Consider the following 22,812-nt stretch of genomic DNA (forward strand, 5'->3'; position numbering starts at 1 on the left):
TGATGGGGCACGAGAAGCGATCGTATGAGGCAAATGTCAAGGCCGCCACGCCGATGGACGAAGAACAATTGTGTAATTCGTCGGAGCCCGCTTGGGCACCCTCAGAACTCGTAGCCGAACTCCCGGATCGTGCGCCGGAAGCGCTCGGCCACGATCTCGGCGTCGCCGGGCCCGTAGAGCTCGCGGTAGTGCGGCCCGCTCCCCTGCTTGGCGTGCGGCAGGTCCAGCGCGATGCCCAGGCGGGACGAGACGTCGGCGACCGCGGCCGGCAGGTCCTCGTAGCGGTAGACGCGGTCGACCACCACGCGCCCGCCGAGGCGGTAGAGCCGCTCGTTGAGCGCGAGCCGGTCCAGTCGGCGCGGCGTGCGCACGAACTCGGCGAAGGTCTTGGTGAAGGTGGGCTTGCGCGCGCTGTAGCGGAACGACGAAGCCACGACGTCGTACGGGTTCCGCTCGACGGCGAAGGTGAAGTAGGCGTCCCACGTCTCGCGGCCGATCACCTCGATGACCCGGCGGGCCCCCATGTGGGCGTACGAGCTGGGGTCGGTGTCGTCGTTCTGCGGCCCCACTCCCCCGGCGGCGGCGCGCAGCTCCTCGTCCTCGGGGCTGATCTTCGTCACGATGTCGTCGGGGCCGCAGTGGCGCGACAGCGCGATCTCCAGGCTGGTGCCGGCGGTCTTGCGGGTCTTGACGAAGACGAAGCGGTGGGCGTGCGACGCGATCACGACAGGGCGTCCACTCAGTCGTCGTCCTCGGCGAGCTCCTCGCCGTGGGTGCCGGGGCGGGGCGCCCACGGCAGCTCCTTGGCAGGACGTACGACGATGAGCCGGTCGCCGCGCGCCAGCAGGGACACCACCGGGTCGAAGTAGCGGTAGACCTTCTCGTCGCGCACGACCGCGATGACCTGGTCCGGCAGCCGCTGCGGCTGCTTGCCGACCTCGTTGACGAGGAGGTCGCGCTCGGCGACCTCGAGGCCCTCGCCGTAGGTCATCAGGTCCTCCATCACCGAGCCGAGCATCGGCGACATCGACGACAGCCCGAGCAGGCGGCCCACGGCGTCGGAGGAGGTGATCACGGAGTTGGCACCGGACTGCCGCATCAGCGGGACGTTCTCCTGCTCGCGCACCGCCGCCACGATCCAGGCGTCCGGGTTGAGCTGGCGCACGGTCAGCGTGACGAGCACGTTGGAGTCGTCGCGGTCGGTGGTGATGATGACGTGGGTCGCCTTCTCCACACCGGCCTGCCGCAGCACGCCGCGGCGGGTGGCGTCGCCGGCGATGGCGACGAGCTGGTCGCGGTTGGCCTCGCTCAGCGCGACGGTGCCGGGGTCGACCACGACGATCGAGGACCGGTCGTAGCCGTTGTTCACGAGAGTGTCGATCGCGCTGCGGCCCTTGGTGCCGTAGCCCACGACGACGACGTGCTGGTCCATGTTCTTCCTCCACCGGGCGACCCGGAACATCTCGCGTCCCTGGGAGGCGAGGACCTCCAGGGTGGTGCCGATCAGCAGGACCAGGAAGGCGATGCGGGCCGGCGTGATGACGAGGGCGTTGACCAGTCGCGCCGCGTCCGAGACGGGAGCGATGTCGCCGTAGCCGGTCGTGCTGAGCGTGACAGTCGTGTAGTAGAACGCGTCGAGCAGGCTCAGCGTGTTGGTCGGGTCGTTGCCGTCGCGGTAGCCCTCCCGGTCGAAGTAGACCAGCAGCCAGGTGCCGACGAGGATCGAGATCGCCATCAGCAGCCGGCGCCCGAGCTCCCACCACGGCGACCTCGTCCGATCGGGGAGGGACACCCGGCCGACGCTGGCCTGGTTGCTGGTGTCGTGCACGGTCAGGAGTCTCGCACGATGATCCGGTCGCGCAGGCGCTGCACCAGCTCCAGGCGCGCGCGCGTCGTGTTCTTCTGCGGGAAGACGGTGTCGAAGGCGGCGTTGACCGCCGCGCCGATCAGCACGGCGAGGGCGAGCAGGTACAGCCACAGCAGCACCGCGATGGGCGCCGCGAGGGGCCCGTAGATCGAGCGGGACTCCGCGGCGGTGACGGTCAGGACCCAGCGCAGGACGTAGGAGCCCGCGATCCAGCAGAACAGGGCGAACGCCGCCCCGGGCAGGTTGAAGCTCCAGCTGGTCCGCACCGGGACGGACACGTGGTAGAGCGTGGCGAGGAAGCAGATGCAGACCGCCAGCACCACTGGCCAATAGAGGCTGTTGAGGAAGTCCAGGCGCTCCGGCAGGAGCTTGTCGACGAGAGACGGGCCTGCGACCACCAGTGGCAGGCTGACCGCGCCCGTGACCATCGCGAGGACGTAGAGGACGAACGACAGCGCACGCGTGCGCACGATGCCCCGGTGGCCACCGAGGCCGTGCATGATCGTGATGGTGTCCACGAAGACGTTGAGGGCGCGCGAGCCCGACCAGAGCGCGAGGATGAAGCCGATCGAGATCACGTCGTAGCGACCGCCGTCCAGCACCGTGTCGATCGTCGGGCGGATGATCTTGTCGACCGCGCGGTCGGTGAGGGCCTGCCGCGAGATCTCGAGGACCGCGTTGCGCACGTCGTCGATCTGCGCGGCGGTGAAGCGGTCGCTGACGAAGCCGATGGCGCCGGCGAGCGCGAACACCAGCGGCGGCACCGAGAGGACCGCGAAGAACGCCGCCTCCGCGGCCAGGCCGGTGACCCGGTGTCGCAGGCAGGAGCCGACGGTCGTGACGACGACCCGCCAGAGGTGGTCGCGCCAGCGGCGCGCGAGGGCCTCGACCCGGCGCCGGGCAGGGTGCTCCTCTCGCGCCTCGACCATGGGCGCCACGCTATCGACTGGCCCGGGTCGCGGCGTGAATCGCTGCGGCGGGTTTCCCCGCAGCGTGCGTGGGTAGCGTCACTCCATGCGCCGACTCTCACGCACACCTGTCCTGGCGGCCGTCGCGATGCTCGCCACGAGCACGCTGACCGTCTCGCTGCTTGCCGCACCTGCCGAGGCCGGAGGGCGCAAGACGCGCGTCTCCGCCGCACTCAGCGCCACCGCGACCAACCCCGGCGGAGCAGTCGTGATGTCGGGCCGGATCAAGGACAAGGGCAAGCAGAAGCGCCGCGTCGTCCTCGAGCAGAAGATCGCCTCCGGCTGGCGCACGGTCGGCAAGACCAGCTCGGCCAAGGACGGCTCCTACGCCATCGCCGTGCCGACCACCTGGTTCTACTCGAGCAAGCTCCGCACCCGGGTCAAGCCCACCCGCAAGCTCCGCGGCAAGGCCTCCCGCGCCCACAGGCTCAGCGTCGTGCCGGCCTACGTGCCGGGCGGCTCGCCCGACTCCTGGGACACCCTGGGCCAGTCGCTCGACCGGTGGAACCCCTGCCGCACGCTGACCTACGGCATCAACACCTCGCGTGCCACCCCCGACCCCGCGACGGTGTCGACCGGCATCCACAACACGATCGCCCTGGTCTCGCAGGCCACCGGGGTGCGGTTCAAGTTCGTCGGTGAAACCGCCTCCAACCCGCTCGACAAGAAGTGGAAGCGCAGCGACCCCGACATCATCTTCGGCTGGACGACCGACGCCGAGACCCCGCTCGACCTCGGCCCCAACACCGCCGCGCGCGGCGGCTACGACCGCACCCTCCGGGCGCGGGACGCCCGGGGCAGGCTCATCTGGGAGGCGATCGACGGTGGCGTGATCTACGACCTCACCGACACCGCCACGATGAACGCCACCGAGTTCCAGCAGCTCACCCTCCACGAGGTCGGCCACGTGATGGGCCTGGGCCACGTCGCCGCGACCGACCAGTACATGACCGCCGGTGCCGAGCTCTACTACCTCCCACTGCAGTACCAGGCCGGCGACCTCAACGGCCTCAGCAAGGTCGGCCTCCAGGCCGGCTGCACCAAGCGGGTCCGGTACCGCGGCAAGGTCGAGCTCCGGCGGGTCGCACCCGTCGCGACCACGCTCGACTGACACCCGCGACTGCAACGACGGGCAGGCGCCCACCCTCTACGGTGGGCGCCATGAGTGAGCTGTCCGACGCCAGACGCGCCACCAACCAGGCGCCCGCGCTGGTGGGCCACAACGTGGTCACCTCCGACGTCGCCCTCACCGAGGCCCTCGCCCGGCACGGGTCCGCGGACCTGGTCGACGACCTGGCCCCACTGGGTGCCGAGGCCGGCACCGAGGAGGCCCGCGAGCACGGCCGGCTCGCCAACCGCCACCACCCCGAGCTGACGACGTACGACCGCTGGGGGAACCGGGTCGACGAGGTCGAGTTCCACCCGTCGTGGCACTGGCTGATGGAGCGGGCGGTGGGCCACGGGCTGCAGGCGGCGCCGTGGGAGTCCGACCGTCCCGACGCCCACCTGCGCCGCGCCGCCGGTTTCTTCGCCTGGTCGCAGACCGAGCCCGGCCACGGCTGCCCGATCTCGATGACGTACGCCGCCGTGCCGGCGCTGCGGGCCGACGATGCGATCGCCAAGGAGTGGACGCCGCTGCTGGCCGCACGTTCCTACGACCCCGGCGTCCGGGCGCGCACGGAGAAGACCGGCGCGCTCGCCGGGATGGGCATGACGGAGAAGCAGGGCGGCTCCGACGTGCGTGCGAACCAGACGCGCGCGGTGCCGACGTCCGAGGACGGCTGGTACACGCTGCACGGCCACAAGTGGTTCACCTCCGCACCGATGAACGACGTCTTCCTCGTGCTCGGGCAGACCGAGGGCGGGGTGACCTGCTTCGTCGTCCCGCGCGTCCTCGCCGACGGCACCCGCAACCGGATCGACGTGGTGCGCCTCAAGGACAAGCTCGGCAACCGGTCCAACGCCTCCAGCGAGCTCGAGCTCGAGGGCACCCTCGCGCAGCGGCTCGGCGACGAGGGCCGGGGCGTGCGCACGATCATCGAGATGGTCGCCGCCACCCGCCTCGACTGCGTCCTCGGCTCGGCCGCCCTCATGCGGCACGCGCTGGCCGAGGCGTCCTGGCACGTGGCGCACCGCTCCGCCTTCGGCGGCCTGCTCGTGGACAAGCCGCTCATGCAGAACGTCGTCGCCGACCTCGCCGTCGAGTCCGAGGCCGCGACCGCGCTGGCCATGCGGCTGGCCGCGGCCGTGGACCGTCCCGGCGACCCGCACGAGGCGGCACTGCGGCGCATCGCGCTCCCCCTCGCCAAGTTCTGGGTGTGCAAGCGCACCCCGGCGATGGTCGCCGAGGCGCTGGAGTGCCTCGGCGGCAACGGCTACGTCGAGGACTCGGGCCTGCCGCTGATGTTCCGCGAGTCGCCCCTGAACTCGATCTGGGAGGGCTCCGGCAACGTGAACGCCCTCGACGTGCTGCGCGCGCTCGGCCGCGAGCCGGAGGTGCTCCAGGCGTGGATCACCGAGGTCGGCGCGGCCCGCGGCGGCGACAGCCGGCTCGACCGCGCCGTCGACGACACGCTCGCCCTGCTCGGCGACTCGTCGGGGATGGAGGCAGGCGCCCGGCGCCTGGCCGGCCAGATGGCCGCGTGCCTCCAGGGGTCCCTGCTGGTGCGCTTCGCCCCCGCCGAGGTGGCCGACGCCTTCTGCGGCAGCCGGTTCGGGACGTCGTACGGCGGCACGTTCGGGATGCTGACCAGTGGCGACCTGCGGGAGGTCGTGGACCGCGCGACGCCGACCCTCTGACGCCAGGGCCCGGCATGGCCCATCCGGGCCATGTGACGTAGCCGATCAGTCAGGGAATCCCGAACGTCCCGTGGGCACCTCGGGTTGCCCGTATGGTCTGGACCAGTCAACGAGGGGGATGCATGGTCCAGGGAAGCACGCTGTTCACGGTCGGCACGTTGCTGCGCCACGCCCAGGACGCCGCCGCGCCGGTGCGGGTGCTGGTCTCCGGGACGTGGCTCGACGGCGTGATCGTCGGCGCCGACGGCCTCGGCGTGATCCTCGACGACGGCAACGGCCACCAGGTGCTCGTGCGCCTCGACTCGATCGTGGCGGTCAGCTTCTCGCGCGCGGCGATCGACGGCGAGGGCGACGACCCGACCGACGAGGACGGCGAGGCCCGCGCCCACTGGGGCGCCGCGCGACAGCCGATCGAGGCCGGACCCGTCGGGGGCTGAGCCCTCAGGCGAGCGCGCTGCTGACGACCTCCCGTGCCTCGGCCTGCACCTCGGCGAGGTGCTCCGGCCCGCGGAACGACTCGGCGTAGATCTTGTAGACGTCCTCGGTGCCGCTGGGGCGTGCGGCGAACCACGCCGACTCGGTGGTGACCTTGAGCCCACCGATCTTCGCGCCGTTGCCGGGAGCCTCCGTGAGCTTCCCGGTGATCTCCTCCCCCGCCAGCGACGTCGCGGACACGTCGTCCGGCGAGAGGGCACCGAGCTTCGCCTTCTCCTCGCGGTTGGCCGGGGCGTCGATGCGCGCATAGGCCGGGTCGCCGTGCTGGGCCACCAGGTCGGCGTAGTGCTGGCTCGGCGTCTTGCCCGTGGCGCCGAGGATCTCGCTGGCCAGCAGCGCCAGCAGGATGCCGTCCTTGTCGGTGGTCCAGGTCGAGCCGTCGCGGCGCAGGAACGACGCACCGGCCGACTCCTCGCCGCCGAAGCCGAGCGAGCCGTCCATCAGGCCGGGCACGAACCACTTGAAGCCGACCGGCACCTCGACCAGCGGCTTGCCGATCGACTCGGCGACCCGGTCGATCATCGAGCTCGACACCAGCGTCTTGCCGATCCGGGTCTCGTCGGGCCACCCGGGCCGCGCGCCGCCGAAGAGGTAGCCGATCGCCACGGCGAGGAAGTGGTTGGGGTTCATCAGGCCTGCGTCGGGCGTCACGATGCCGTGCCGGTCGGCGTCGGCGTCGTTGCCGGTGGCGATGGCGTACTCGTCCTTGCGGCCCACCAGCGACGCCATGGCGTAGGGCGAGCTGCAGTCCATCCGGATCTTGCCGTCCCAGTCGAGCGTCATGAAGCGCCACGTGGGGTCGGTGAGCGGGTTGACCACGGACAGGTCGAGGCGGTGGCGCTCGGCGATCTCGCCCCAGTAGGCCACGCTCGCTCCACCCAGCGGGTCGGCGCCGATGCGCACGCCGGCGTCGCGGATCGCGTCGAGGTCGAGCACCTGCGGGAGGTCGTCGACATAGGTGCCGAGGAAGTCGTAGCTGCCGACGGCGGCGCGGGCCTTGGCGAAGGCCACCCGGTGCACGCCCTCGATGTTGCCGCGGATCAGCTCGTTGGCGCGCGCGGCGATGACGCTCGTCGCGTCGGAGTCGGCGGGTCCGCCGTGGGGCGGGTTGTACTTGAACCCACCGTCCTGGGGCGGGTTGTGCGAGGGCGTCACGACGATGCCGTCGGCGAGGCCGGAACCCGTCGTACGTCCCTCGTTGGCGCGGATGATCGCGTGGCTCACCGCGGGGGTCGGCGTGAAGCCGTCGCGGTCGTCGACCAGCACGGTCACGTCGTTGGCGACGAGCACCTCGAGCGCGGTGGCCCAGGCGGGCTCGGACAGCGCGTGGGTGTCGCGTCCGATGAAGAGCGGGCCGTCGTAGCCCTGCTCCTTGCGGTAGTCGCAGATCGCCTGCGTGGTGGCGGCGATGTGGACCTCGTTGAAGGAGGTGTTCAGCGAGGTGCCGCGGTGCCCGCTCGTGCCGAAGGCGACCTGCTGCGAGACGTCGTCGGGGTCGGGCTCGAGGTCGAAGTAGGCCGTGACGAGGTGGGACACGTCGACGAGGTCCTCGGTGCGGGCGGGCTGTCCTGCTCTCTCGTGGTTGGCCATGCCCCCATCTTGGTGCCCGGAGCGGCCGCCGTCGAGAAAGGCTCACCCCTGCTGTCGATTCCTGTTCCGGTCGTCCGTCAGAGTGGTGAGGGCGCAGAACTGCAGCCCCTGACACCGAAGGAGATCGCCGCGCATGAGCCGCTACCTGATCCTGCTGCCCGCACCCGAGGCCGAGTGGGCCGACCTGCCGCCCGAGGAGCACGAGAAGGGCCACCGGTCCCACGTGCAGTTCCAGGAGGACCTCGTCGCGGGTGGGCACGAGCTGCTGGTCGCCGGCCCGCTCGAGGCCTCGGCCGCCGCCACCTCGATGCGACCCGACGGGGCGGGCGGCACGCTCGTCACCGAGGGGCCGTTCACCGAGTCGGCGGAGCAGGTCGTCGGCTTCTACCTCGTCCGCTCGGACGACGAGTCCGACCTGCGAGCGGCGTGCGAGCGCTGGTCCAGCCGCGGTGAGCTCCTCGAGTTCCGCAAGATGGCGGAGTAGGGAGGAATCGACATGACCGACTACATCGTGCTGCTGCTGGGAGACACCGAGGCGTGGTGGGACACGCCGGAGGAGGAGAAGAAGGCGACCTACGACGTGCACGGTCGCTTCACCGAGGAGCTCGAGAAGCGTGGGCACACGATCATCGGCGGCGCCGAGCTGCCGCGCGCGTCCGAGGCGAAGTCGCTCGCGCCCTACTCCGACACCGTCACCGACGGGCCGTGGGCCGAGACCACCGAGCAGCTCGGTGGCTACTACGAGATCCGCACCGACGACCTCGCCGACCTCATGCAGGTCTGCACGATCCTGTCCGCGACGGGCGACGCGGTCGAGGTGCACCGCAAGATCACCGGCGAGGAGGGCGCGTCGTGAAGTACCTCGTGCTGCTGATCGGCGACGGCGACGTCAAGCCGTGGCCGGACCACACCGACGAGGAGAAGACCGCGGTGATGGCGAAGTTCGGCGAGTTCGACGCCGCCTGCCGGGCCCGCGAGGGCGTCGAGCTGCTCGCCGGCGAGGCCCTGGCCGACCCGCGCGACGCCACCGTGATGCGTACGACGGCGGGCCGGGTCGAGCTGACCGACGGCCCCTACGCCGAGGTGATCGAGGGCATGGGCGGGTTCTACCTGATCGAGGCTCCCGACCTGGACGTCGTCGTCGACCTGCTGCGGGTGCTGCCGCCGTACGACATCCAGGTGCACCCGACCATCGACGTCACGCTCTGAGCACGTGCAGGAGCTCGAGGAGGTCGTGCGGGAGGAGTGGGGCCGGCTCGTGGCCCTGCTCCTGACGCAGTTCCGGCGACTCGACCTGGTGGAGGACGCGTTGGGCGACGCCGTCGAGGCGGCCAGCCGCACCTGGCCGGTCGACGGCGCGCCGGACAAGCCCGCCGCGTGGTTGCTGACCGCGGCACGCCGCCGGGTGATCGACCGGCTCCGCACCGAGGACGTGGCCCGCCGCAAGGAGCCGCTCCTGGTCACCGACGCCGAGCAGCACCAGGAGGGAGCACGCACCATGGCGGACGCCGGCAGCCTGGTCGAGGACGACGTCCTGCGGCTCGTGCTGATGTGCGCGCACCCGGCGCTGGCGCCGGAGTCCGCGAGCGCGCTCTCTCTGCGGTTGGTGCTGGGTGTGCCGACGGCCGACATCGCGCGGCTCTTCCTCGTGCCGGAGCCGACCATGGCCGCGCGCCTCACCCGCGCCAAGAAGCGCATCGTCGGCGCCGGCATCCCGTTCGCCGTCCCCGACGCGAGCGTGCTGCCCGAGCGGCTCGAGCTCGTGGCGCAGACCGCCTACCTCGCCTTCACCGCGGGCTACGCCCCCGGCACCGGCCCCGACCTGCTCCGCGCCGAGGCGTCCGGCCAGGCGATCCGGCTGGTGCGGGTGGTGCTCGGCCTGCGTCCCGACGAGCCCGCGCTGGTCGGCCTGCTCGCGCTCATGCTGCTGCAGCACTCCCGCCGCGACGCGCGCGTCTCGGATGGGCGGCTGGTGCTGCTCTCCGACCAGGACCGCAGCCGCTGGCACCACGACGACGTCGCCGAGGCCACCCGGCTGCTCGCCTCACCGAGCCTCGCCGGTCCCGTCTCGCCCCTCGCGGCGTCGTACGTGCTGCAGGCGCGGATCGCCGCCGAGCACGCCACCGCGACCGCCGCCGAGGAGACGCGGTGGGACCGCATCGTGGGGTGGTACGACCTGCTGCTGCAGGTGTCGCCGTCGCCGTCCGCGCGGCTGGGCCGTGCCGTGGCCGTCGCCGAGGACCGTGGCGCCGCCGCAGGTCTCGCCGCGCTGGAGGGGATCGAGATCCCCGACAGCCACCGGCCCGCCGCCGTGCGCGCCGAGCTGCTGTCGCGCGAGGGCGAGGTCGACGCGGCGCGGGCGGCGTACGACCAGGCGATCGCGGCGTGCCGCAACGACGTCGAGCGGGCCTTCCTGGTGGGTCAGCGCGACGCGCTCGGCTAGCCCTCCGGGACCGGCTGCTGCTTGGCGAGGACCGTGAGGCCCTCGTCGACGACGAACCCGCGCGCGAGGTCGGCCTCCTGGTCGACGCCGATCTGGACGCCCGGCGGGATGACGACGCCCTTGTCGATGATCGCGTTGCGCACGATGGCGCCCTCACCGACGCGGACGCCGTCCATCAGCACGGAGTCCGACACCTCGGCGCCGTCCTTGACCCACACCGCCGGCGAGAGCACGGAGTGGTTGACGGTGCCGCCGCTGACGACGACGCCCGGGGACAGGATCGAGTTGAAGGTCGACACCTTCTCGCCGCCGGCGCCCTCGACCAGCTTGGCCGGCGGGTGCGGGCCGTAGCTGGTGTAGATCGGCCAGGCGGTGTTGTAGAGGTTGAAGACCGGCAACGGCGAGACCAGGTCCATGTGGGCGGCGTAGTAGGACCGCATGGTCCCGACGTCGCGCCAGTAGCCGCGGTCGCGGTCGGTCGCGCCCGGCACCTCGTTGTCCTTGTAGTCGTAGACCGCCGACTCCGACTTGTCGACGAACCACGGCACGATGTCGCCGCCCATGTCGTGCTTGGACTGCTCCCGCTCGGCGTCGCGGGTGACGGCGTCGCGCAGCGCGTCGGCGTCGAAGACGTAGTTGCCCATGCTCGCCAGCACTTCTTCGGGCGAGTCGGGCAGGCCGACCGGGTCCGTCGGCTTCTCCAGGAAGGCGCGGATCCGCTGCGGGTCACCGGGGTCGACGTCGATCACGCCGAACTGGTCGGCGAGGTCGATCGGCTGGCGGATCGCGGCGACCGTGCACCCGGCGCCTGACTCGACGTGGTCGGCGACCATCTGCGCGAAGTCCATCCGGTAGACGTGGTCGGCGCCCACCACCACGACGATGTCGGGCTGCTCGTCGGTGAGCAGGTTGAGCGACTGGTAGATCGCGTCGGCGCTGCCGAGGTACCACCGCTTGCCGACGCGCTGCTGGGCCGGCACCGGGGTGACGTAGTTGCCCAGCAGGTTGGACATCCGCCACGTCGTGGTGACGTGGCGGTCGAGGCTGTGCGACTTGTACTGCGTGAGCACGACGACCTTGAGGTAGCCGGAGTTCACGACGTTGGACAGCGCGAAGTCGATGAGCCGGTAGATGCCTCCGAAGGGCACCGCGGGTTTGGCGCGGTCGGCGGTGAGCGGCATCAGCCGCTTGCCCTCACCACCGGCGAGGACGACGGCGAGGACCTTCTTGCGCGGGGGCGTGATGGCCATGCGTCGAAACTAGCCGTCCGCGGGGGCGCGGTCGACCTCCCTCGGGCCCTCGTTTTGGGTCTAGGTTCGGTCCATGCGGATCGACGTCCTCAGCAAGGAGTACCCGCCCGAGGTCTACGGCGGTGCCGGAGTCCACGTGGCCGAGCTGGTCCGGGCGCTGCGCGTCCTGCCCGACGTGGACGCGCGGGTGCGTTGCTTCGGGGCCCCGCGCTCCGAGCCGGGCACGACGGCGTACGCCGAGCCGGAGTCGCTCGCCGGTGCCAACGGCGCCATCCGGACGCTGGGCGTCGATCTGGCCATGGTCGACGACTGCGCCGGGGCCGATCTCGTGCACTCGCACACGTGGTACGCCAACATGGCCGGCCACCTCGCCGGCCTGATGCACGGCATCCCGCACGTCGTCAGCGCCCACTCGCTCGAGCCGATGCGGCCGTGGAAGGCCGAGCAGCTCGGCGGCGGCTATGCGTTGTCGAGCTGGGCCGAGCGGACGGCGTACGAGGGTGCGGCGGGGATCATCGCAGTGAGCGCCGCGATGCGCGACGACGTGCTCCGCAGCTATCCCGACGTCGACCCGGGTCGCGTGCACGTGGTGCACAACGGCATCGACACCACGCTCTGGTCGCCGGTGCCCGACGCCGACCGCGTGCGTGAGCTCGGCGTCGACCCCGACCGGCCGAGCGTCATCTTCGTCGGCCGGATCACCCGCCAGAAGGGCCTGCCGCTGTTCCTGCGTGCGGCGGCCGCGCTGCCGCCCGAGGTGCAGCTCGTCCTCTGCGCCGGAGCGCCCGACACAGAGGAGATCATGGCCGAGGTGCGCGGGCTGGTCGACGACCTCGCCGCCACGCGATCGGGTGTGGTCTGGATCGCCGAGATGCTCCCCCGCGCCGACGTGGTCGCGCTGCTCACCGCGGCGACCGTCTTCGCCTGTCCCTCGATCTACGAGCCGCTCGGCATCGTCAACCTCGAGGCGATGGCGTGCGAGACCGCCGTCGTCGCCACGGCCACCGGCGGCATCCCCGAGGTCGTCGTCGACGGCGAGACCGGCTGGCTCGTGCCGATCGACCAGGCCACCGACGGCACCGGCACCCCCCTCGACCCCGAGAAGTACGTCGCCGACCTCGGTGCCGCCCTCACCGACGCCGTCAGCGACCCGGACCGCGCCCGGACCTACGGCGCCGCTGGCCGCCGCCGGGCCGAGGAGTCCTTCAGCTGGGGCTCCATCGCCACCCGCACGCTCGACCTCTACCGCTCGCTGACCTGACGCCGGAACGCCCCGGACCGAGGCGGTCCGGGGCGTTGCGGTGGCGGGGTCAGCGGCCGGCGGGGACCACTTCCTCGACCGGGGAGGCGGGCGGCGGCGAGGTGTCGTGGTCGTCGACCATGGTGGCCTCGTCGAACTGGTCCTCCCCGGCGAGCACCCGGTCGAGCTGGGCGCGGTCGAGGGTGCCGGTCCAGTGGCCGATCAGCACGGTGGCCACCGAGTTGCCGGCGAAGTTCGTCACCGCGCGGGCCTCGGACATGAACCGGTCGATGCCGACGATGAGGCCGACGCCGTCGAGCAGCTCGGGGCGGTGCGAGGAGAGGCCGCCGGCAAGGGTGGCCAGACCGGCGCCGGTGACGCCCGCGGCGCCCTTCGACGCGATGACCATGAAGAGCAGCAGCGAGATCTGCTCACCGATGGAGAGCGGCTTGTCGAGCGCGTCGGCGATGAAGATCGACGCCATCGTCAGGTAGATCGCGGTGCCGTCGAGGTTGAAGGAGTAGCCCGTCGGGACGACGACGCCGACGGTGGTCTTCTCGATGCCGGCGTGGTTCATCTTGGCGATCAGGCGGGGCAGGGCCGACTCGGACGACGAGGTGGAGACGATGAGCAGGAACTCGCGGCCGAGGTACTTCAGCAGGCTCCAGATGTTCACGCCCGTCGCGAGCTTGAGGATCACGCCGAGCACGCCGAAGACGAAGAGGAAGCAGGTGATGTAGAAGGCGATCATGATCGTCGCCAGGCTCTTGAGCGCATCGACACCGGTCTCGCCGACGACCGCCGCGATGGCCGCGAACGCACCGACCGGGGCCGCCCACATGATCATGGCGAGGACGCGGAAGACGAGGCGCTGGAGGTGGCCGATGCCGGTGAGGATCGGCTCGCCCGAGCGGCCCATGGCCTGGAGCGCGAAGCCGACCAGGAGCGCGACGAGGAGGGTCTGGAGGACCTCACCCGAGGTGAGCGAGGACAGCAGGGAGTCCGGCACGATCCCGGTGATGAACTCGGTCGTCGAGCCGTGGGCCTCCGCGGCCTGCTCCTTGCCGATGCCGGCGACGTCGTCGGACAGGTTGAGCCCCTTGCCCGGGTCGAGCAGGTTGCCGACGACCATGCCGATGGCGAGCGCGACGGTGGACATCGTCAGGAAGTACGCCAGCGCGAGGCCGCCTACCTTGCCGACGCTGGCCGCGCTGCGTACGGACCCGACGCCGATGACCAGCGTGCAGAAGATGACCGGCTGGATCATCATCTTGATCAGGGCGACGAACGTGGTCCCGATCCACTTCAGGCCGACCGCGAAGTCCGGGAAGACGAGGCCGGTGACGGCCCCGAGGATCACCGCGACGATCACCGCGATGTAGAGGTAGTGGGTGCGGTCGCGCCTCTGCTGCGGCGCCGTCACCGGGGGTGTGGTGCTCATCTGGTCCTCCTGGGATCCGGGTCCCGGCGATCGCCGGCCCGACGGCAAGCGTCACCGAGCCTGTGAGCCCCGTCACCGTTCTGTTCGTTGTGTTCGTCGTCACAAGTGCCCACTCCGGTGCGGCACAATGCGCGGCATGACGCGTCGAGCCGAGGGCGAGAGCCCGGTGGCCCGCCAGATCCTGCTGCTGCAGGTCGGCGTCGTCGTCGTACTCGTGGTCACCGCGGTCGCGCTCGCCGCCCTCGACGCGCGCCGCGACTCGCGCGAGGCGGCGCGCGACCAGGCCACCGCCGTGGCGCGGTCGGTCGCCGACTCCCCCTTCGTGCGCCAGGAGGTGCTGGCCGCCGACCCGACGACACCTCTCCAGCCGTTCGCCGAGGAGGTGCGCCGCGACACCGGCACCGACTTCGTCGTCGTCATGGACACCGACCGCACCCGCTGGACCCACCCAGATCCCACCCAGATCGGCGGGAAGTTCGTCGGCGACCTCGGCGGCGCGCCCGAGGGCCGAGTCTTCACCCAGGAGTACGCCGGCACGCTGGGGCCCTCGATCCGTGCCGTCGTCCCGGTGACCGACGGCGGCAAGGTGCTCGCGCTGGTCGCGGTCGGCATCACCGTCGACAAGCTCGACCGCCAGCTGCTCGGCGACCTGCCCGGCATCGCGTTGGCGGCCGGCGTCACCCTGCTGGCGGGGCTGCTCGGGGCGTGGCTGATCGCCCGTCGCCTGCGCCGCCAGACCCACGGGCTCGGCGAGCGCGAGATCACCCGGATGTACGAGTACTACCGCGCCGTCCTCGGGGCGGTGCGCGAGGGCCTGCTGCTCGTCGACTCCGACCTCCGCGTCCAGCTCGTCAACGACGAGGCGAGGCGGCTGCTCGCCCTCCCCGACGAGGTCGAGGGCCGGTCGCTGACCGACCTCGGCCTGCCGCCGGGGCTCGTCCGCGCGGTCGAGCAGCGCACCGCCGTCGCCGACGAGACGTACGTCCTGGGCCAGCAGGTGCTGGTGCTCAGCACCTCCCCCGCCTACTGGCACCAGGACGAGGTCGGCGCCGTCGTCACCGTCCGCGACCGCACCGAGCTCCAGGCCGTCACCGGTGAGCTCGACCTGGTCCGCGGGCTCACCGAGTCGCTCCGCTCGCAGAACCACGAGGCCGCCAACCGCCTCCACACGATCGTCTCGCTCGTGGAGATGGGCCGGCCCGAGCAGGCCGTCGAGTTCGCGACCGCCGAGCTGCAGCTCGCGCAGGGCCTGGCCGACGAGCTGGTCTCGGCCGTCGAGGAGCCCGTGCTCGCCGCGCTCCTGCTCGGCAAGACGGCCCAGGCCGCCGAGCGCGGCATCGACCTCGACATCGAGGGCGAGCTCCCCGCGCTGCTGCCGGTCGAGGCCCGCGACCTGGTCGCGCTGGTCGGCAACCTCGTGGACAACGCCTTCGACGCCGTGGCCGAGACCCGCGGGGAGCGGCCGCAGCGGGTACGGGTCGGCCTGGCCGGCGACGTGGACCACCTCCGGATCGAGGTCGACGACTCGGGTCCGGGCATCGCCCCCGAGGACCGCGCGCACGTGCTCGACCGCGGGTGGTCCAGCAAGGCCAGCGAGGGGCGCGGCCTCGGCCTGGCGATCGTGACGCAGGTCGTCTCGGGCCACGGCGGCCGGCTCGACGTCACCGACTCACCGCTCGGCGGGGCGAGGTTCGCCCTCACGGTCGACGCCGACGGGAAGGAGTCCGGATGAGCGTGCGGGTGCTCGTCGTCGAGGACGAGGAGGTCGCTGCGGAGGCCCATGCGACGTACGTCGGCCGGGTCCCGGGCTTCGAGCTCGCCGGGGTCGCGCACTCGGCCGGCGAGGCGATGCGGCTGCTCCAGCGCGACGCCGACGTCGACCTGGTGCTGCTCGACATGCACCTCCCCGACGGCCACGGCCTCGGCCTGCTCCAACGCCTGCGGGCCGAGGGGCGCCCGCTGGACGTGATCGCGGTGACGTCCGCCCGCGACACCGAGGTGGTGCGACGCGCGGTGTCGCAGGGCGTCGTGCTCTACCTCCTCAAGCCCTTCACGTTCGCCGCCTTCCGCAGCAAGCTCGAGCAGTACGCCGCCTTCCGGGCGCGGCTGGAGAGCTCGCCCACCGACGTGGTCCAGGACGACGTCGACCAGCTGTTCGGGGCGCTGCGCAGCCGCCCGACCGGCGAGGGCCTCCCCAAGGGCATGAGCCTCGACTCGCTGCGCGCGGTCGTGGAGGCGCTCCGGCAGCGCCCGGAGGGCCTGTCGGCCACCGAGGCCGCCGAGGCGATCGGTGTCTCCCGCGTGACCGCGAGGCGCTACCTCGAGCACCTCGCCGACGAGGGTCGGGTCACCCGGCAACCGCGCTACGGCGGAGCCGGGCGACCCGAGGTGGGCTACGTCTGGCGGCAGGGCGAGTGAGGCGCCGCGATCACGTCAGCTCGAGGGATCCCAGGATCTTGGGGTAGTCCGAGGGCGGCTCGGCGGCGTCGCCCACCACGACCACCTGCACCTGCACGAGCGTGCGCCCGCGCTTCAGGGCGCGCGAGAACGACATCGCCGTCTGCCCGCCCCGCTCGACCTTGACGGTGACGTCGCGGCCCGGCAGTCCGGCGTACGACACCGCCTCGTCGGCGACGACGGTGCCCCCGGTCTGGCGCGCGATCCCGACCGACACCCCGTCGAGGTCCGACGCTAGCCCTCTCGGGAAGGTGGTCGTCGACACGGCGAAGGCGACCTCGCTCGAGGCGCAGCCCCACGACCGCGCCTCGAGCTCGGTGCCTGACGGCAGGGTGATCGGGATCGTCTTCAGGTCCGGAGTGCAGGGCAGGGCCACCCGGAACCCGTCGCCGGCAAAGACCCGGAACCCCTCGGGAACGACGGGCCCGTCGGACCCACCGGGCTCACCGGTGGGCGCTGGCTCGGCGGGCTGCGCAGTCCGCTCCGTCGGCTCCGTGGTGCTCTCGCGTTGCTCCGTCTGCGCGCATCCGGAAGCCAGTCCGGCGCACGCCGCCAGCAGCGCCGTGGCGACGAGTCGTCGCATGGCCCTCCCCCGTCGGTCGGCCTCGTGTGCTGGCGAAGCCAACCACGAGGAGCGGCCCCAGGGGGAGGTTTCGGTCAGGTGAGCTCGAGACCTGGGTAGAGCGGGTTCGCGTCGAGCATCTCCGCCGAACGCTTCGTCACGCGGTCCGCGACTCCGTCGCCCAGGGTGTACGTCGCCTTGCTGGGCTCGCCGGCCTTCGTGGTGCCGGGCTGGGTGTTGGACAGCACGTCGACCACGAGGTCGGCGACGGTGTCGAACTCGTCGTGCCCGAAGCCGCGCGTGGTGAGGGCGGGCGTGCCGAAGCGGATGCCGGAGGTGTACCAGGCGCCGTTGGGGTCCTGCGGGACCGAGTTGCGGTTGGTCACGACGCCGGCGTCGAGCAGCGCGGACTCGGCCTGGCGGCCGGTCAGCCCGAACGACGACACGTCGAGCAGCACGATGTGGTTGTCGGTGCCGCCGGTGACGAGCTTCGCGCCGCGGGTCAGGAAGCCCTCGGCGAGCGACTTGGCGTTGTCGGCGACCTTCTGCGCGTAGCCCTGGAACTCGGTGGTGCGAGCCTCGGCGAAGGCGACGGCCTTGGCGGCCATCACGTGGCTGAGCGGCCCACCGAGGACCATCGGGCAGCCGCGGTCGACGCTGGGGGCGTACTCCTCAGTGGCGAGGATGAAGCCGCCGCGCGGGCCGCGCAGCGACTTGTGCGACGTGCTGGTGACGACGTGGGCGTAGGGCACCGGGTTCTCCTCGCCGGTGAACACCTTGCCGGCGACGAGGCCCGCGAAGTGCGCCATGTCGACCATGAGCGTGGCGCCCACCTCGTCGGCGATCTCGCGCATCTTGGCGAAGTTGACCCGGCGTGGGTAGGCGGAGTAGCCGGCGACCAGGATCAGCGGCTTGAACTCGCGCGCCTTCGCCAGCAGCGCGTCGTAGTCGAGCAGCCCGGTCTCCGGGTCGGTGCCGTACTGGTTCTGGTGGAACATCTTGCCGGAGATGTTGGGGCGGAAGCCGTGGGTCAGGTGCCCGCCGGCGTCGAGGCTCATGCCGAGCAGGCGCTGGTTGCCGAGCGAGGCCCGCAGCTTCTCCCAGTCGGCCTCCGAGAGGTCGTTCATGTTCTTCACGCCCGCGTCGGAGAGCCACGGGCCCTCGACGCGGTGGGCCAGGATCGACCAGTACGCCGTCAGGTTCGCGTCGATGCCGGAGTGCGGCTGGACGTAGGCGTACTCGGCGCCGAAGAGCTCGCGCGCGTGCTCGGCGGCGATGGACTCGACGGTGTCGACGTTCTGGCAGCCGGCGTAGAAGCGGTGGCCGATGGTCCCCTCGGCGTACTTGTCGCTGAACCAGGTCCCCATCGTCATCAGCACGGCCGGCGAGGCGTAGTTCTCCGAGGCGATCAGCTTGAGGGAAGCGCGCTGGTCGGTGAGCTCCTGGCGCGTCGCCTCGGCGATGCGGGGCTCGACCGAGGCGATGACCTCGAGTGCCTGGGAGTACGCGCTGCTGATGAGGGAGTCCGTCATGGCGCACAGCCTAGGGGTCACGGAAGGACGTGTCGGCCCCTGCAACACGGGTTGGACATCGGTCTCGTGGGCCCTCGCCGGGAGCTGTCGAGCGGGCCGGAGTGTGACCTGGACCGCACCAGGGGGCCGCGTCCAGCGTGACCTCGGATCCGGTGTCTCACATCGTGGCATCACGTCCCACATAACGAGATTTCGGCTTGTGGAACCCCCGTCCACTCCCTGAGACTTCTTGACATGGTCACCGCTTTCACCCACACGCACCTGGTGGTTCGACGTCACGTCGACCTCATGCGCGTGGGCAGCGCGACCTGTTGGCATCGCTGACGCCGCCAGAAGACCCCTCCGCGCTCAACGTCGCGCGCGGCACTCCTCAGCGAACAGGAATTTCCTGATCATGCCCGACCTCAGGTTCAAGCCCCAGGCAGCCCAGAACACCGAGATCCCGCGCCCCAAGCGCGCCGAGGGTCAGTGGGCGCTCGGCTACACCGAGCCGCTCAACAAGAACGAGCAGTCCAAGAAGGACGACGACCCGCTGCACGTGCGGGACCGCATCCTCTACACCTACTCGCGCCGCGGCTTCGACTCCATCGACCCCGCCGACCTGCGTGGTCGCTTCCGCTGGATGGGCCTCTACACCCAGCGCGCCCCGGGCTTCGACGGCGGCAAGACCGCCCAGCTCGAGGAGGAGGAGCTCGACGACCGCTTCTTCATGATGCGCGTGCGCACCGACGGCGCGATCCTCGACGCCGAGGCCCTCCGCGCGCTCGGCGAGGTCTCGACGTCGTACGCCCGCAACACCGCGGACATCACCGACCGCAACAACATCCAGTACCACTGGATCGAGATCGAGAGCGTGCCCGCGATCTGGGAGCGCCTGGAGGGCGTCGGCCTCACCACGCTCGAGGCGTGCGGCGACAGCCCGCGCCCGTTCCTCGGCTCGCCCGTCGCCGGCATCGCCAAGGACGAGATCATCGACGGAAGCGAGGCGCTGGCGGAGATCAAGCGCCGCATCCTCGGCAACCCCGACTTCTCCAACCTGCCGCGCAAGTTCAAGACCGCGCTGACCGGCCACCCGAGCCACGACGTGGCACCGGAGGTCAACGACGTCTCCTTCGTCGGCACCGTCCACCCCGAGCACGGCCCCGGCTTCGACCTCTGGGTCGGCGGCGGCCTGTCCACCAACCCGATGCTCGCCCACAAGCTCGGCGTGTGGATCCCCCTCGACGAGGTGGCCGACGCCTGGGAGGGCGTCGCCGGCATCTTCCGCGACTACGGCTACCGCCGGCTGCGCTCCAAGGCCCGGCTGAAGTTCCTGCTCGCCGACTGGGGCAAGGAGAAGTTCCGCGAGGTCCTCGAGAACGAGTACCTCCACAAGGCGCTCGTCGACAACCCCTCCCCCGAGTCGCCCGTCACGCCCGGTGACCACATCGGCATCCACGAGCAGAAGGACGGGCGCTTCTACATCGGCGCCGCCCCCGTCGTGGGCCGCATCGACGGCAGCACACTGAGCGCGCTCGGCGACCTCGTGGAGCAGTACGGCGCCACCGGCGCGCGGCTGACCGCCTACCAGAAGCTCGTGGTGATCGGCGTCGCCGCCGACGACACCGCCGCCTTCGCCGACGACCTCGAGAAGATCGGCCTCACCGCGCGGCCGAGCAACTGGCGGCGCTCCACGATGGCCTGCACCGGCATCGAGTTCTGCAAGCTCGCCATCGTCGACACCAAGGAGCGCGCGCGCCGCCTGGTGACCGAGCTGGAGAAGCGGTTCCCCGACCTCGACACCGACATCTCGGTCAACGTCAACGGCTGCCCCAACGCCTGCGCCCGCACCCAGGTCGCCGACATCGGCCTCAAGGGCCAGCTCGTCATGGACGACGAGGGCCGGCAGGTCGAAGGCTTCCAGGTGCACCTCGGTGGCGCCCTCGGGCTCAACCCGACCATGGGCCGCAAGCTGCGCGCCCACAAGGTGACCAGCGCCGGCCTGGACGACTACGTCACGCGCGTCGTGACGGCGTACCTCCAGGACCGCACCGACGGCGAGCGCTTCGCCGCCTGGGTGGCCCGCGCCGACGAGAAGCTGCTGCGCGGCGAGCCCGAGCTGGCGAGCGCATGAGCGAGCGAGCGGTGCCCTTCCACTGCCCCTACTGCGGGGACGAGAACCTGTTCCCCCAGGAGGGTGCAGGGGCCTGGGAGTGCCGCTCGTGCCTGCGCGCGTTCACCGTCCGGATGACCGGAATGATCCGACCCCCTGCACAGGACGGAGGTGCGGCATGAGCCTCTCCACCCGCGCCGCCCGCGACTTCAAGGGCACGCACACCGAGGGACGTACGTCGGAGGAGCTGCGCGAGCTCGTCTCCCACGTCGGCGCCGAGCTCGAGCTCGCCCCGGCCGAGGTCATCATCGAGTGGGCGGTCGCCACCTTCGGCGACCGGTTCGCCATCACGTCGTCGATGGGTGACGCCGTGCTGGCGCACCTCGCCTCCAAGGTCGCCCCCGGCATCGACGTGGTGTTCCTCGACACCGGCTACCACTTCATCGAGACCATCGGCACCCGCGACGCCGTCGAGGCCACCCTGCCGGTCAACCTCCGCACGGTCAGCACCTCGCTCACCGTCGCCGAGCAGGACGAGCAGTACGGCAAGGACCTCTACAAGACCGACCCAGACCTGTGCTGCGCGCTGCGCAAGGTCAAGCCGCTCAACGACACCCTCGCCGAGTACGACGCCTGGGCGACCGGCCTGCGTCGCGCCGAGACCCACAACCGGGTCATCGCGCCGGTCATCGGCTGGGACGCACGCAAGGGCAAGGTCAAGGTGTCCCCGCTGGCCCGCTGGAGCGACGAGCAGGTCGAGCGCTACATCGTCGACAACGGCGTGCTGGTCAACCCGCTCGTCCATGACGGCTACCCCAGCATCGGCTGCTGGCCCTGCACCCGGCGCGTGGCGCCCGGCGACGACCCGCGCAGCGGGCGCTGGGCCGGCACCAACAAGACCGAGTGCGGCATCCATGCCTGACTCACAGACCCACCTCAGCGACAACGTCGTCGCGGCACCCCTGAAGAAGCACAGCACCACCACACATGATCGGAGGCACCCCTGATGGCTGCTCCTGCTCTGGTTGCCCTGGCCCACGGAAGCCGGGACCCGCGTTCGGCCGCGACGATCAAGGCGCTCGTCGCCGAGGTCAAGGCCATGCGTCCCGACCTCCGTATCGAGACGGCCTTCCTCGACCTCTCCAAGCCGACGTTCGACACGGTCGTCGACCGGCTGGTGAAGGCCGGACACGAGGAGATCGTCGTCGTCCCCCTGCTCCTCACCGAGGCCTACCACGCAAAGGTCGACGTCCCCGAGGCGATCGCCGCCGCGATGGCGCGCCACGACGGCCTCAAGATCCAGGCCAGCCGGATCCTCGGCATGGAGGCGGCGTTCCTCGAGGTGCTCGACGTACGGCTCCGCGAGGCCCTCAAGCAGGCCCGCGTGCGTGAGCTCGACGCCCTCGTCCTGGCCGCGGCCGGCTCCTCCGACCCGCTCGCCAACCAGGCCGTCGCCCGGATCGCCCGCACGTGGGGCGCCCGGCACCGCCTGCCGGTCACCGCGGCGTTCGCGTCCGCCGCTCCCCCGGCCGCCGGTGAGGCCGTGCGTGCGTTCCGCGCCGAGGGCAAGCGGCACATCGCCGTCGCGTCGTTCTTCCTCGCGCCCGGCAAGCTGCCCGACCGCGCCGCCGAGCTCGCCGTCGAGGCGGGTGCGGTCGCCGTCTCCGACCCGCTGGGTGCCCACCCGGCCGTGGCCCGCGCGATCCTGGCCCGCTACGCCGTCGGCGCCGTCGAGCTGGTGCCGGTCTGATCCTCGGCCACGTCTGAGACGAGCAGCGGCGCGCGAGGCACGAGCGCGACGCGTGGGCTCGGCCAGATTGAGCAAGCGACGCGACTGAGGCACGAAGTCGCACGAGCGCGTCGAAATTCCTCGCTAAAGGTGCTTGAGCGCCTCACGGCGTGAGAGCCCGCTCAGGCGGTCGGGGGGGGGGGGGGGGGGCGCGGCCCCCCCCCCCCCCCCCCCCCCCCCCCCCGGCGCCCCCCCCCCCCCCCCCCCCCCCCCCCCCCCCCCCCCCCCCCCCGGCGCCCCCCCCCCCCCGCCCCCCCCCCGCCCCCCCCCCCCCCCCCCCCCCCCCC

General features: G+C 71.7%; 22 protein-coding genes. 14 read left to right on the forward strand and 8 right to left on the reverse strand.

Features of this window, described 5'->3' with window-relative positions:
- Positions 1–101 precede the first annotated feature (101 nt).
- From J2X46_RS17855 to J2X46_RS17865, 3 genes are all read right to left on the reverse strand, one after another.
- Positions 102–725, reverse strand: coding sequence for a hypothetical protein (locus tag J2X46_RS17855; RefSeq protein WP_310252930.1), 624 nt, complete (start codon positions 723–725; stop codon positions 102–104).
- 14 nt (positions 726–739) lie between these two features.
- A complete protein-coding gene (locus J2X46_RS17860; RefSeq protein ID WP_397215051.1) occupies positions 740–1,735 on the reverse strand; it encodes a potassium channel family protein in 996 nt (331 codons plus the stop codon).
- 95 nt (positions 1,736–1,830) lie between these two features.
- The gene (locus tag J2X46_RS17865) at positions 1,831–2,796 is read right to left on the reverse strand and encodes a YihY/virulence factor BrkB family protein (RefSeq protein WP_310252932.1); all 966 of its coding nucleotides are present in this window, start codon (positions 2,794–2,796) and stop codon (positions 1,831–1,833) included.
- An 85-nt stretch (positions 2,797–2,881) separates the two neighbouring features.
- On the opposite strand from J2X46_RS17865, the gene J2X46_RS17870 reads away from it, so the two are divergent.
- From J2X46_RS17870 to J2X46_RS17880, 3 genes are all read left to right on the forward strand, one after another.
- Positions 2,882–3,946 (forward strand): matrixin family metalloprotease, encoded by a 1,065-nt coding sequence (locus tag J2X46_RS17870; RefSeq protein ID WP_310252933.1) that lies wholly within the window; start codon positions 2,882–2,884, stop codon positions 3,944–3,946.
- 50 nt (positions 3,947–3,996) lie between these two features.
- The gene (locus tag J2X46_RS17875) at positions 3,997–5,634 is read left to right on the forward strand and encodes an acyl-CoA dehydrogenase family protein (RefSeq protein WP_310252934.1); all 1,638 of its coding nucleotides are present in this window, start codon (positions 3,997–3,999) and stop codon (positions 5,632–5,634) included.
- Between the two features lie 122 nt (positions 5,635–5,756).
- On the forward strand, positions 5,757–6,071 hold the full coding sequence (locus tag J2X46_RS17880) for a hypothetical protein (RefSeq protein WP_310252935.1): 315 nt from the start codon (positions 5,757–5,759) through the stop codon (positions 6,069–6,071).
- A gap of 4 nt (positions 6,072–6,075) precedes the next feature.
- Here J2X46_RS17880 and pgm read toward each other — a convergent pair whose 3' ends face one another.
- Complete coding sequence (gene pgm / locus J2X46_RS17885; RefSeq protein ID WP_310252937.1) at positions 6,076–7,719, reverse strand: phosphoglucomutase (alpha-D-glucose-1,6-bisphosphate-dependent); 1,644 nt, start codon at positions 7,717–7,719, stop codon at positions 6,076–6,078.
- A 133-nt stretch (positions 7,720–7,852) separates the two neighbouring features.
- Between pgm and J2X46_RS17890 the strand changes: the two genes are divergently transcribed.
- From J2X46_RS17890 to J2X46_RS17905, 4 genes are read left to right on the forward strand one after another with little or no spacing between them, the layout of a single operon-like run.
- Positions 7,853–8,203: a YciI family protein gene (locus J2X46_RS17890; protein ID WP_310252939.1), complete on the forward strand. Its 351-nt coding sequence runs from the start codon at positions 7,853–7,855 to the stop codon at positions 8,201–8,203.
- Between the two features lie 12 nt (positions 8,204–8,215).
- Positions 8,216–8,575, forward strand: coding sequence for a YciI family protein (locus J2X46_RS17895; RefSeq protein WP_310252941.1), 360 nt, complete (start codon positions 8,216–8,218; stop codon positions 8,573–8,575).
- A complete protein-coding gene (locus J2X46_RS17900) occupies positions 8,572–8,928 on the forward strand; it encodes a YciI family protein (RefSeq protein WP_310252943.1) in 357 nt (118 codons plus the stop codon). Before J2X46_RS17895 ends, J2X46_RS17900 begins: the two co-directional genes overlap by 4 nt.
- 4 nt (positions 8,929–8,932) lie before the next feature.
- The gene (locus tag J2X46_RS17905) at positions 8,933–10,162 is read left to right on the forward strand and encodes a DUF6596 domain-containing protein (protein ID WP_310252945.1); all 1,230 of its coding nucleotides are present in this window, start codon (positions 8,933–8,935) and stop codon (positions 10,160–10,162) included.
- Here J2X46_RS17905 and glgC read toward each other — a convergent pair.
- Positions 10,159–11,406 (reverse strand): glucose-1-phosphate adenylyltransferase, encoded by a 1,248-nt coding sequence (glgC, locus tag J2X46_RS17910; RefSeq protein WP_397215054.1) that lies wholly within the window; start codon positions 11,404–11,406, stop codon positions 10,159–10,161. The two genes, J2X46_RS17905 and glgC, sit on opposite strands and share 4 nt — an antisense overlap.
- Positions 11,407–11,485: 79 nt before the next feature.
- Between glgC and glgA the strand changes: the two genes are divergently transcribed.
- On the forward strand, positions 11,486–12,673 hold the full coding sequence (gene glgA, locus J2X46_RS17915; protein WP_310252949.1) for a glycogen synthase: 1,188 nt from the start codon (positions 11,486–11,488) through the stop codon (positions 12,671–12,673).
- A 49-nt stretch (positions 12,674–12,722) separates the two neighbouring features.
- Here the strand turns inward: glgA and J2X46_RS17920 are convergent, their stop codons facing one another.
- A complete protein-coding gene (locus J2X46_RS17920; protein WP_310252951.1) occupies positions 12,723–14,093 on the reverse strand; it encodes a cation:dicarboxylate symporter family transporter in 1,371 nt (456 codons plus the stop codon).
- A 136-nt stretch (positions 14,094–14,229) separates the two neighbouring features.
- Between J2X46_RS17920 and J2X46_RS17925 the strand changes: the two genes are divergently transcribed.
- Together J2X46_RS17925 and J2X46_RS17930 are read left to right on the forward strand one after the other, a co-directional pair.
- Complete coding sequence (locus tag J2X46_RS17925) at positions 14,230–15,825, forward strand: sensor histidine kinase (RefSeq protein ID WP_310252952.1); 1,596 nt, start codon at positions 14,230–14,232, stop codon at positions 15,823–15,825.
- Positions 15,822–16,511, forward strand: a complete 690-nt coding sequence (locus J2X46_RS17930) for a response regulator (protein ID WP_310252954.1) — start codon at positions 15,822–15,824, stop codon at positions 16,509–16,511. Before J2X46_RS17925 ends, J2X46_RS17930 begins: the two co-directional genes overlap by 4 nt.
- A gap of 10 nt (positions 16,512–16,521) precedes the next feature.
- Here J2X46_RS17930 and J2X46_RS17935 read toward each other — a convergent pair whose 3' ends face one another.
- Both J2X46_RS17935 and J2X46_RS17940 read right to left on the reverse strand, forming a co-directional pair.
- The gene (locus J2X46_RS17935) at positions 16,522–17,133 is read right to left on the reverse strand and encodes a hypothetical protein (protein ID WP_310252956.1); all 612 of its coding nucleotides are present in this window, start codon (positions 17,131–17,133) and stop codon (positions 16,522–16,524) included.
- Between the two features lie 74 nt (positions 17,134–17,207).
- Positions 17,208–18,644 carry a glycine hydroxymethyltransferase gene (locus tag J2X46_RS17940; RefSeq protein WP_310252958.1) on the reverse strand — a complete coding sequence of 479 codons (1,437 nt, stop codon included), beginning with the start codon at positions 18,642–18,644 and terminating at the stop codon, positions 17,208–17,210.
- A 234-nt stretch (positions 18,645–18,878) separates the two neighbouring features.
- On the opposite strand from J2X46_RS17940, the gene J2X46_RS24115 reads away from it, so the two are divergent.
- The 4 genes from J2X46_RS24115 (at position 18,879) to J2X46_RS17955 (ending at position 22,486) form a co-directional block, all read left to right on the forward strand.
- On the forward strand, positions 18,879–18,968 hold the full coding sequence (locus tag J2X46_RS24115) for a putative leader peptide (protein ID WP_372477476.1): 90 nt from the start codon (positions 18,879–18,881) through the stop codon (positions 18,966–18,968).
- 70 nt (positions 18,969–19,038) lie between these two features.
- On the forward strand, positions 19,039–20,757 hold the full coding sequence (locus tag J2X46_RS17945; protein WP_310252959.1) for a nitrite/sulfite reductase: 1,719 nt from the start codon (positions 19,039–19,041) through the stop codon (positions 20,755–20,757).
- A gap of 157 nt (positions 20,758–20,914) precedes the next feature.
- Positions 20,915–21,658, forward strand: coding sequence for a phosphoadenylyl-sulfate reductase (locus tag J2X46_RS17950; RefSeq protein ID WP_310252961.1), 744 nt, complete (start codon positions 20,915–20,917; stop codon positions 21,656–21,658).
- Between the two features lie 84 nt (positions 21,659–21,742).
- On the forward strand, positions 21,743–22,486 hold the full coding sequence (locus J2X46_RS17955) for a sirohydrochlorin chelatase (protein WP_310252963.1): 744 nt from the start codon (positions 21,743–21,745) through the stop codon (positions 22,484–22,486).
- Positions 22,487–22,812: the final 326 nt, after the last annotated feature.

Origin of the sequence: Nocardioides sp. BE266, assembly GCF_031457855.1 — a bacterium.
Lineage (GTDB): Bacteria > Actinomycetota > Actinomycetes > Propionibacteriales > Nocardioidaceae > Nocardioides.

Excerpts from the sequence above, each read along its gene's own strand:
- J2X46_RS17860 (WP_397215051.1), bottom strand. The coding sequence starts at position 1,735 with ATGGCGATCTCGATCCTCGTCGGCACCTGGCTGCTGGTCTACTTCGAC.
- J2X46_RS17865 (WP_310252932.1), bottom strand. The coding sequence starts at position 2,796 with ATGGTCGAGGCGCGAGAGGAGCACCCTGCCCGGCGCCGGGTCGAGGCC.
- J2X46_RS17870 (WP_310252933.1), top strand. The coding sequence starts at position 2,882 with ATGCGCCGACTCTCACGCACACCTGTCCTGGCGGCCGTCGCGATGCTC.
- J2X46_RS17875 (WP_310252934.1), top strand. The coding sequence starts at position 3,997 with ATGAGTGAGCTGTCCGACGCCAGACGCGCCACCAACCAGGCGCCCGCG.
- J2X46_RS17880 (WP_310252935.1), top strand. The coding sequence starts at position 5,757 with ATGGTCCAGGGAAGCACGCTGTTCACGGTCGGCACGTTGCTGCGCCAC.
- pgm (WP_310252937.1), bottom strand. The coding sequence starts at position 7,719 with ATGGCCAACCACGAGAGAGCAGGACAGCCCGCCCGCACCGAGGACCTC.
- J2X46_RS17890 (WP_310252939.1), top strand. The coding sequence starts at position 7,853 with ATGAGCCGCTACCTGATCCTGCTGCCCGCACCCGAGGCCGAGTGGGCC.
- J2X46_RS17895 (WP_310252941.1), top strand. The coding sequence starts at position 8,216 with ATGACCGACTACATCGTGCTGCTGCTGGGAGACACCGAGGCGTGGTGG.
- glgA (WP_310252949.1), top strand. The coding sequence starts at position 11,486 with ATGCGGATCGACGTCCTCAGCAAGGAGTACCCGCCCGAGGTCTACGGC.
- J2X46_RS17920 (WP_310252951.1), bottom strand. The coding sequence starts at position 14,093 with ATGAGCACCACACCCCCGGTGACGGCGCCGCAGCAGAGGCGCGACCGC.
- J2X46_RS17925 (WP_310252952.1), top strand. The coding sequence starts at position 14,230 with ATGACGCGTCGAGCCGAGGGCGAGAGCCCGGTGGCCCGCCAGATCCTG.
- J2X46_RS17930 (WP_310252954.1), top strand. The coding sequence starts at position 15,822 with ATGAGCGTGCGGGTGCTCGTCGTCGAGGACGAGGAGGTCGCTGCGGAG.
- J2X46_RS17935 (WP_310252956.1), bottom strand. The coding sequence starts at position 17,133 with ATGCGACGACTCGTCGCCACGGCGCTGCTGGCGGCGTGCGCCGGACTG.
- J2X46_RS17940 (WP_310252958.1), bottom strand. The coding sequence starts at position 18,644 with ATGACGGACTCCCTCATCAGCAGCGCGTACTCCCAGGCACTCGAGGTC.
- J2X46_RS24115 (WP_372477476.1), top strand. The coding sequence starts at position 18,879 with ATGGTCACCGCTTTCACCCACACGCACCTGGTGGTTCGACGTCACGTC.
- J2X46_RS17945 (WP_310252959.1), top strand. The coding sequence starts at position 19,039 with ATGCCCGACCTCAGGTTCAAGCCCCAGGCAGCCCAGAACACCGAGATC.
- J2X46_RS17950 (WP_310252961.1), top strand. The coding sequence starts at position 20,915 with ATGAGCCTCTCCACCCGCGCCGCCCGCGACTTCAAGGGCACGCACACC.
- J2X46_RS17955 (WP_310252963.1), top strand. The coding sequence starts at position 21,743 with ATGGCTGCTCCTGCTCTGGTTGCCCTGGCCCACGGAAGCCGGGACCCG.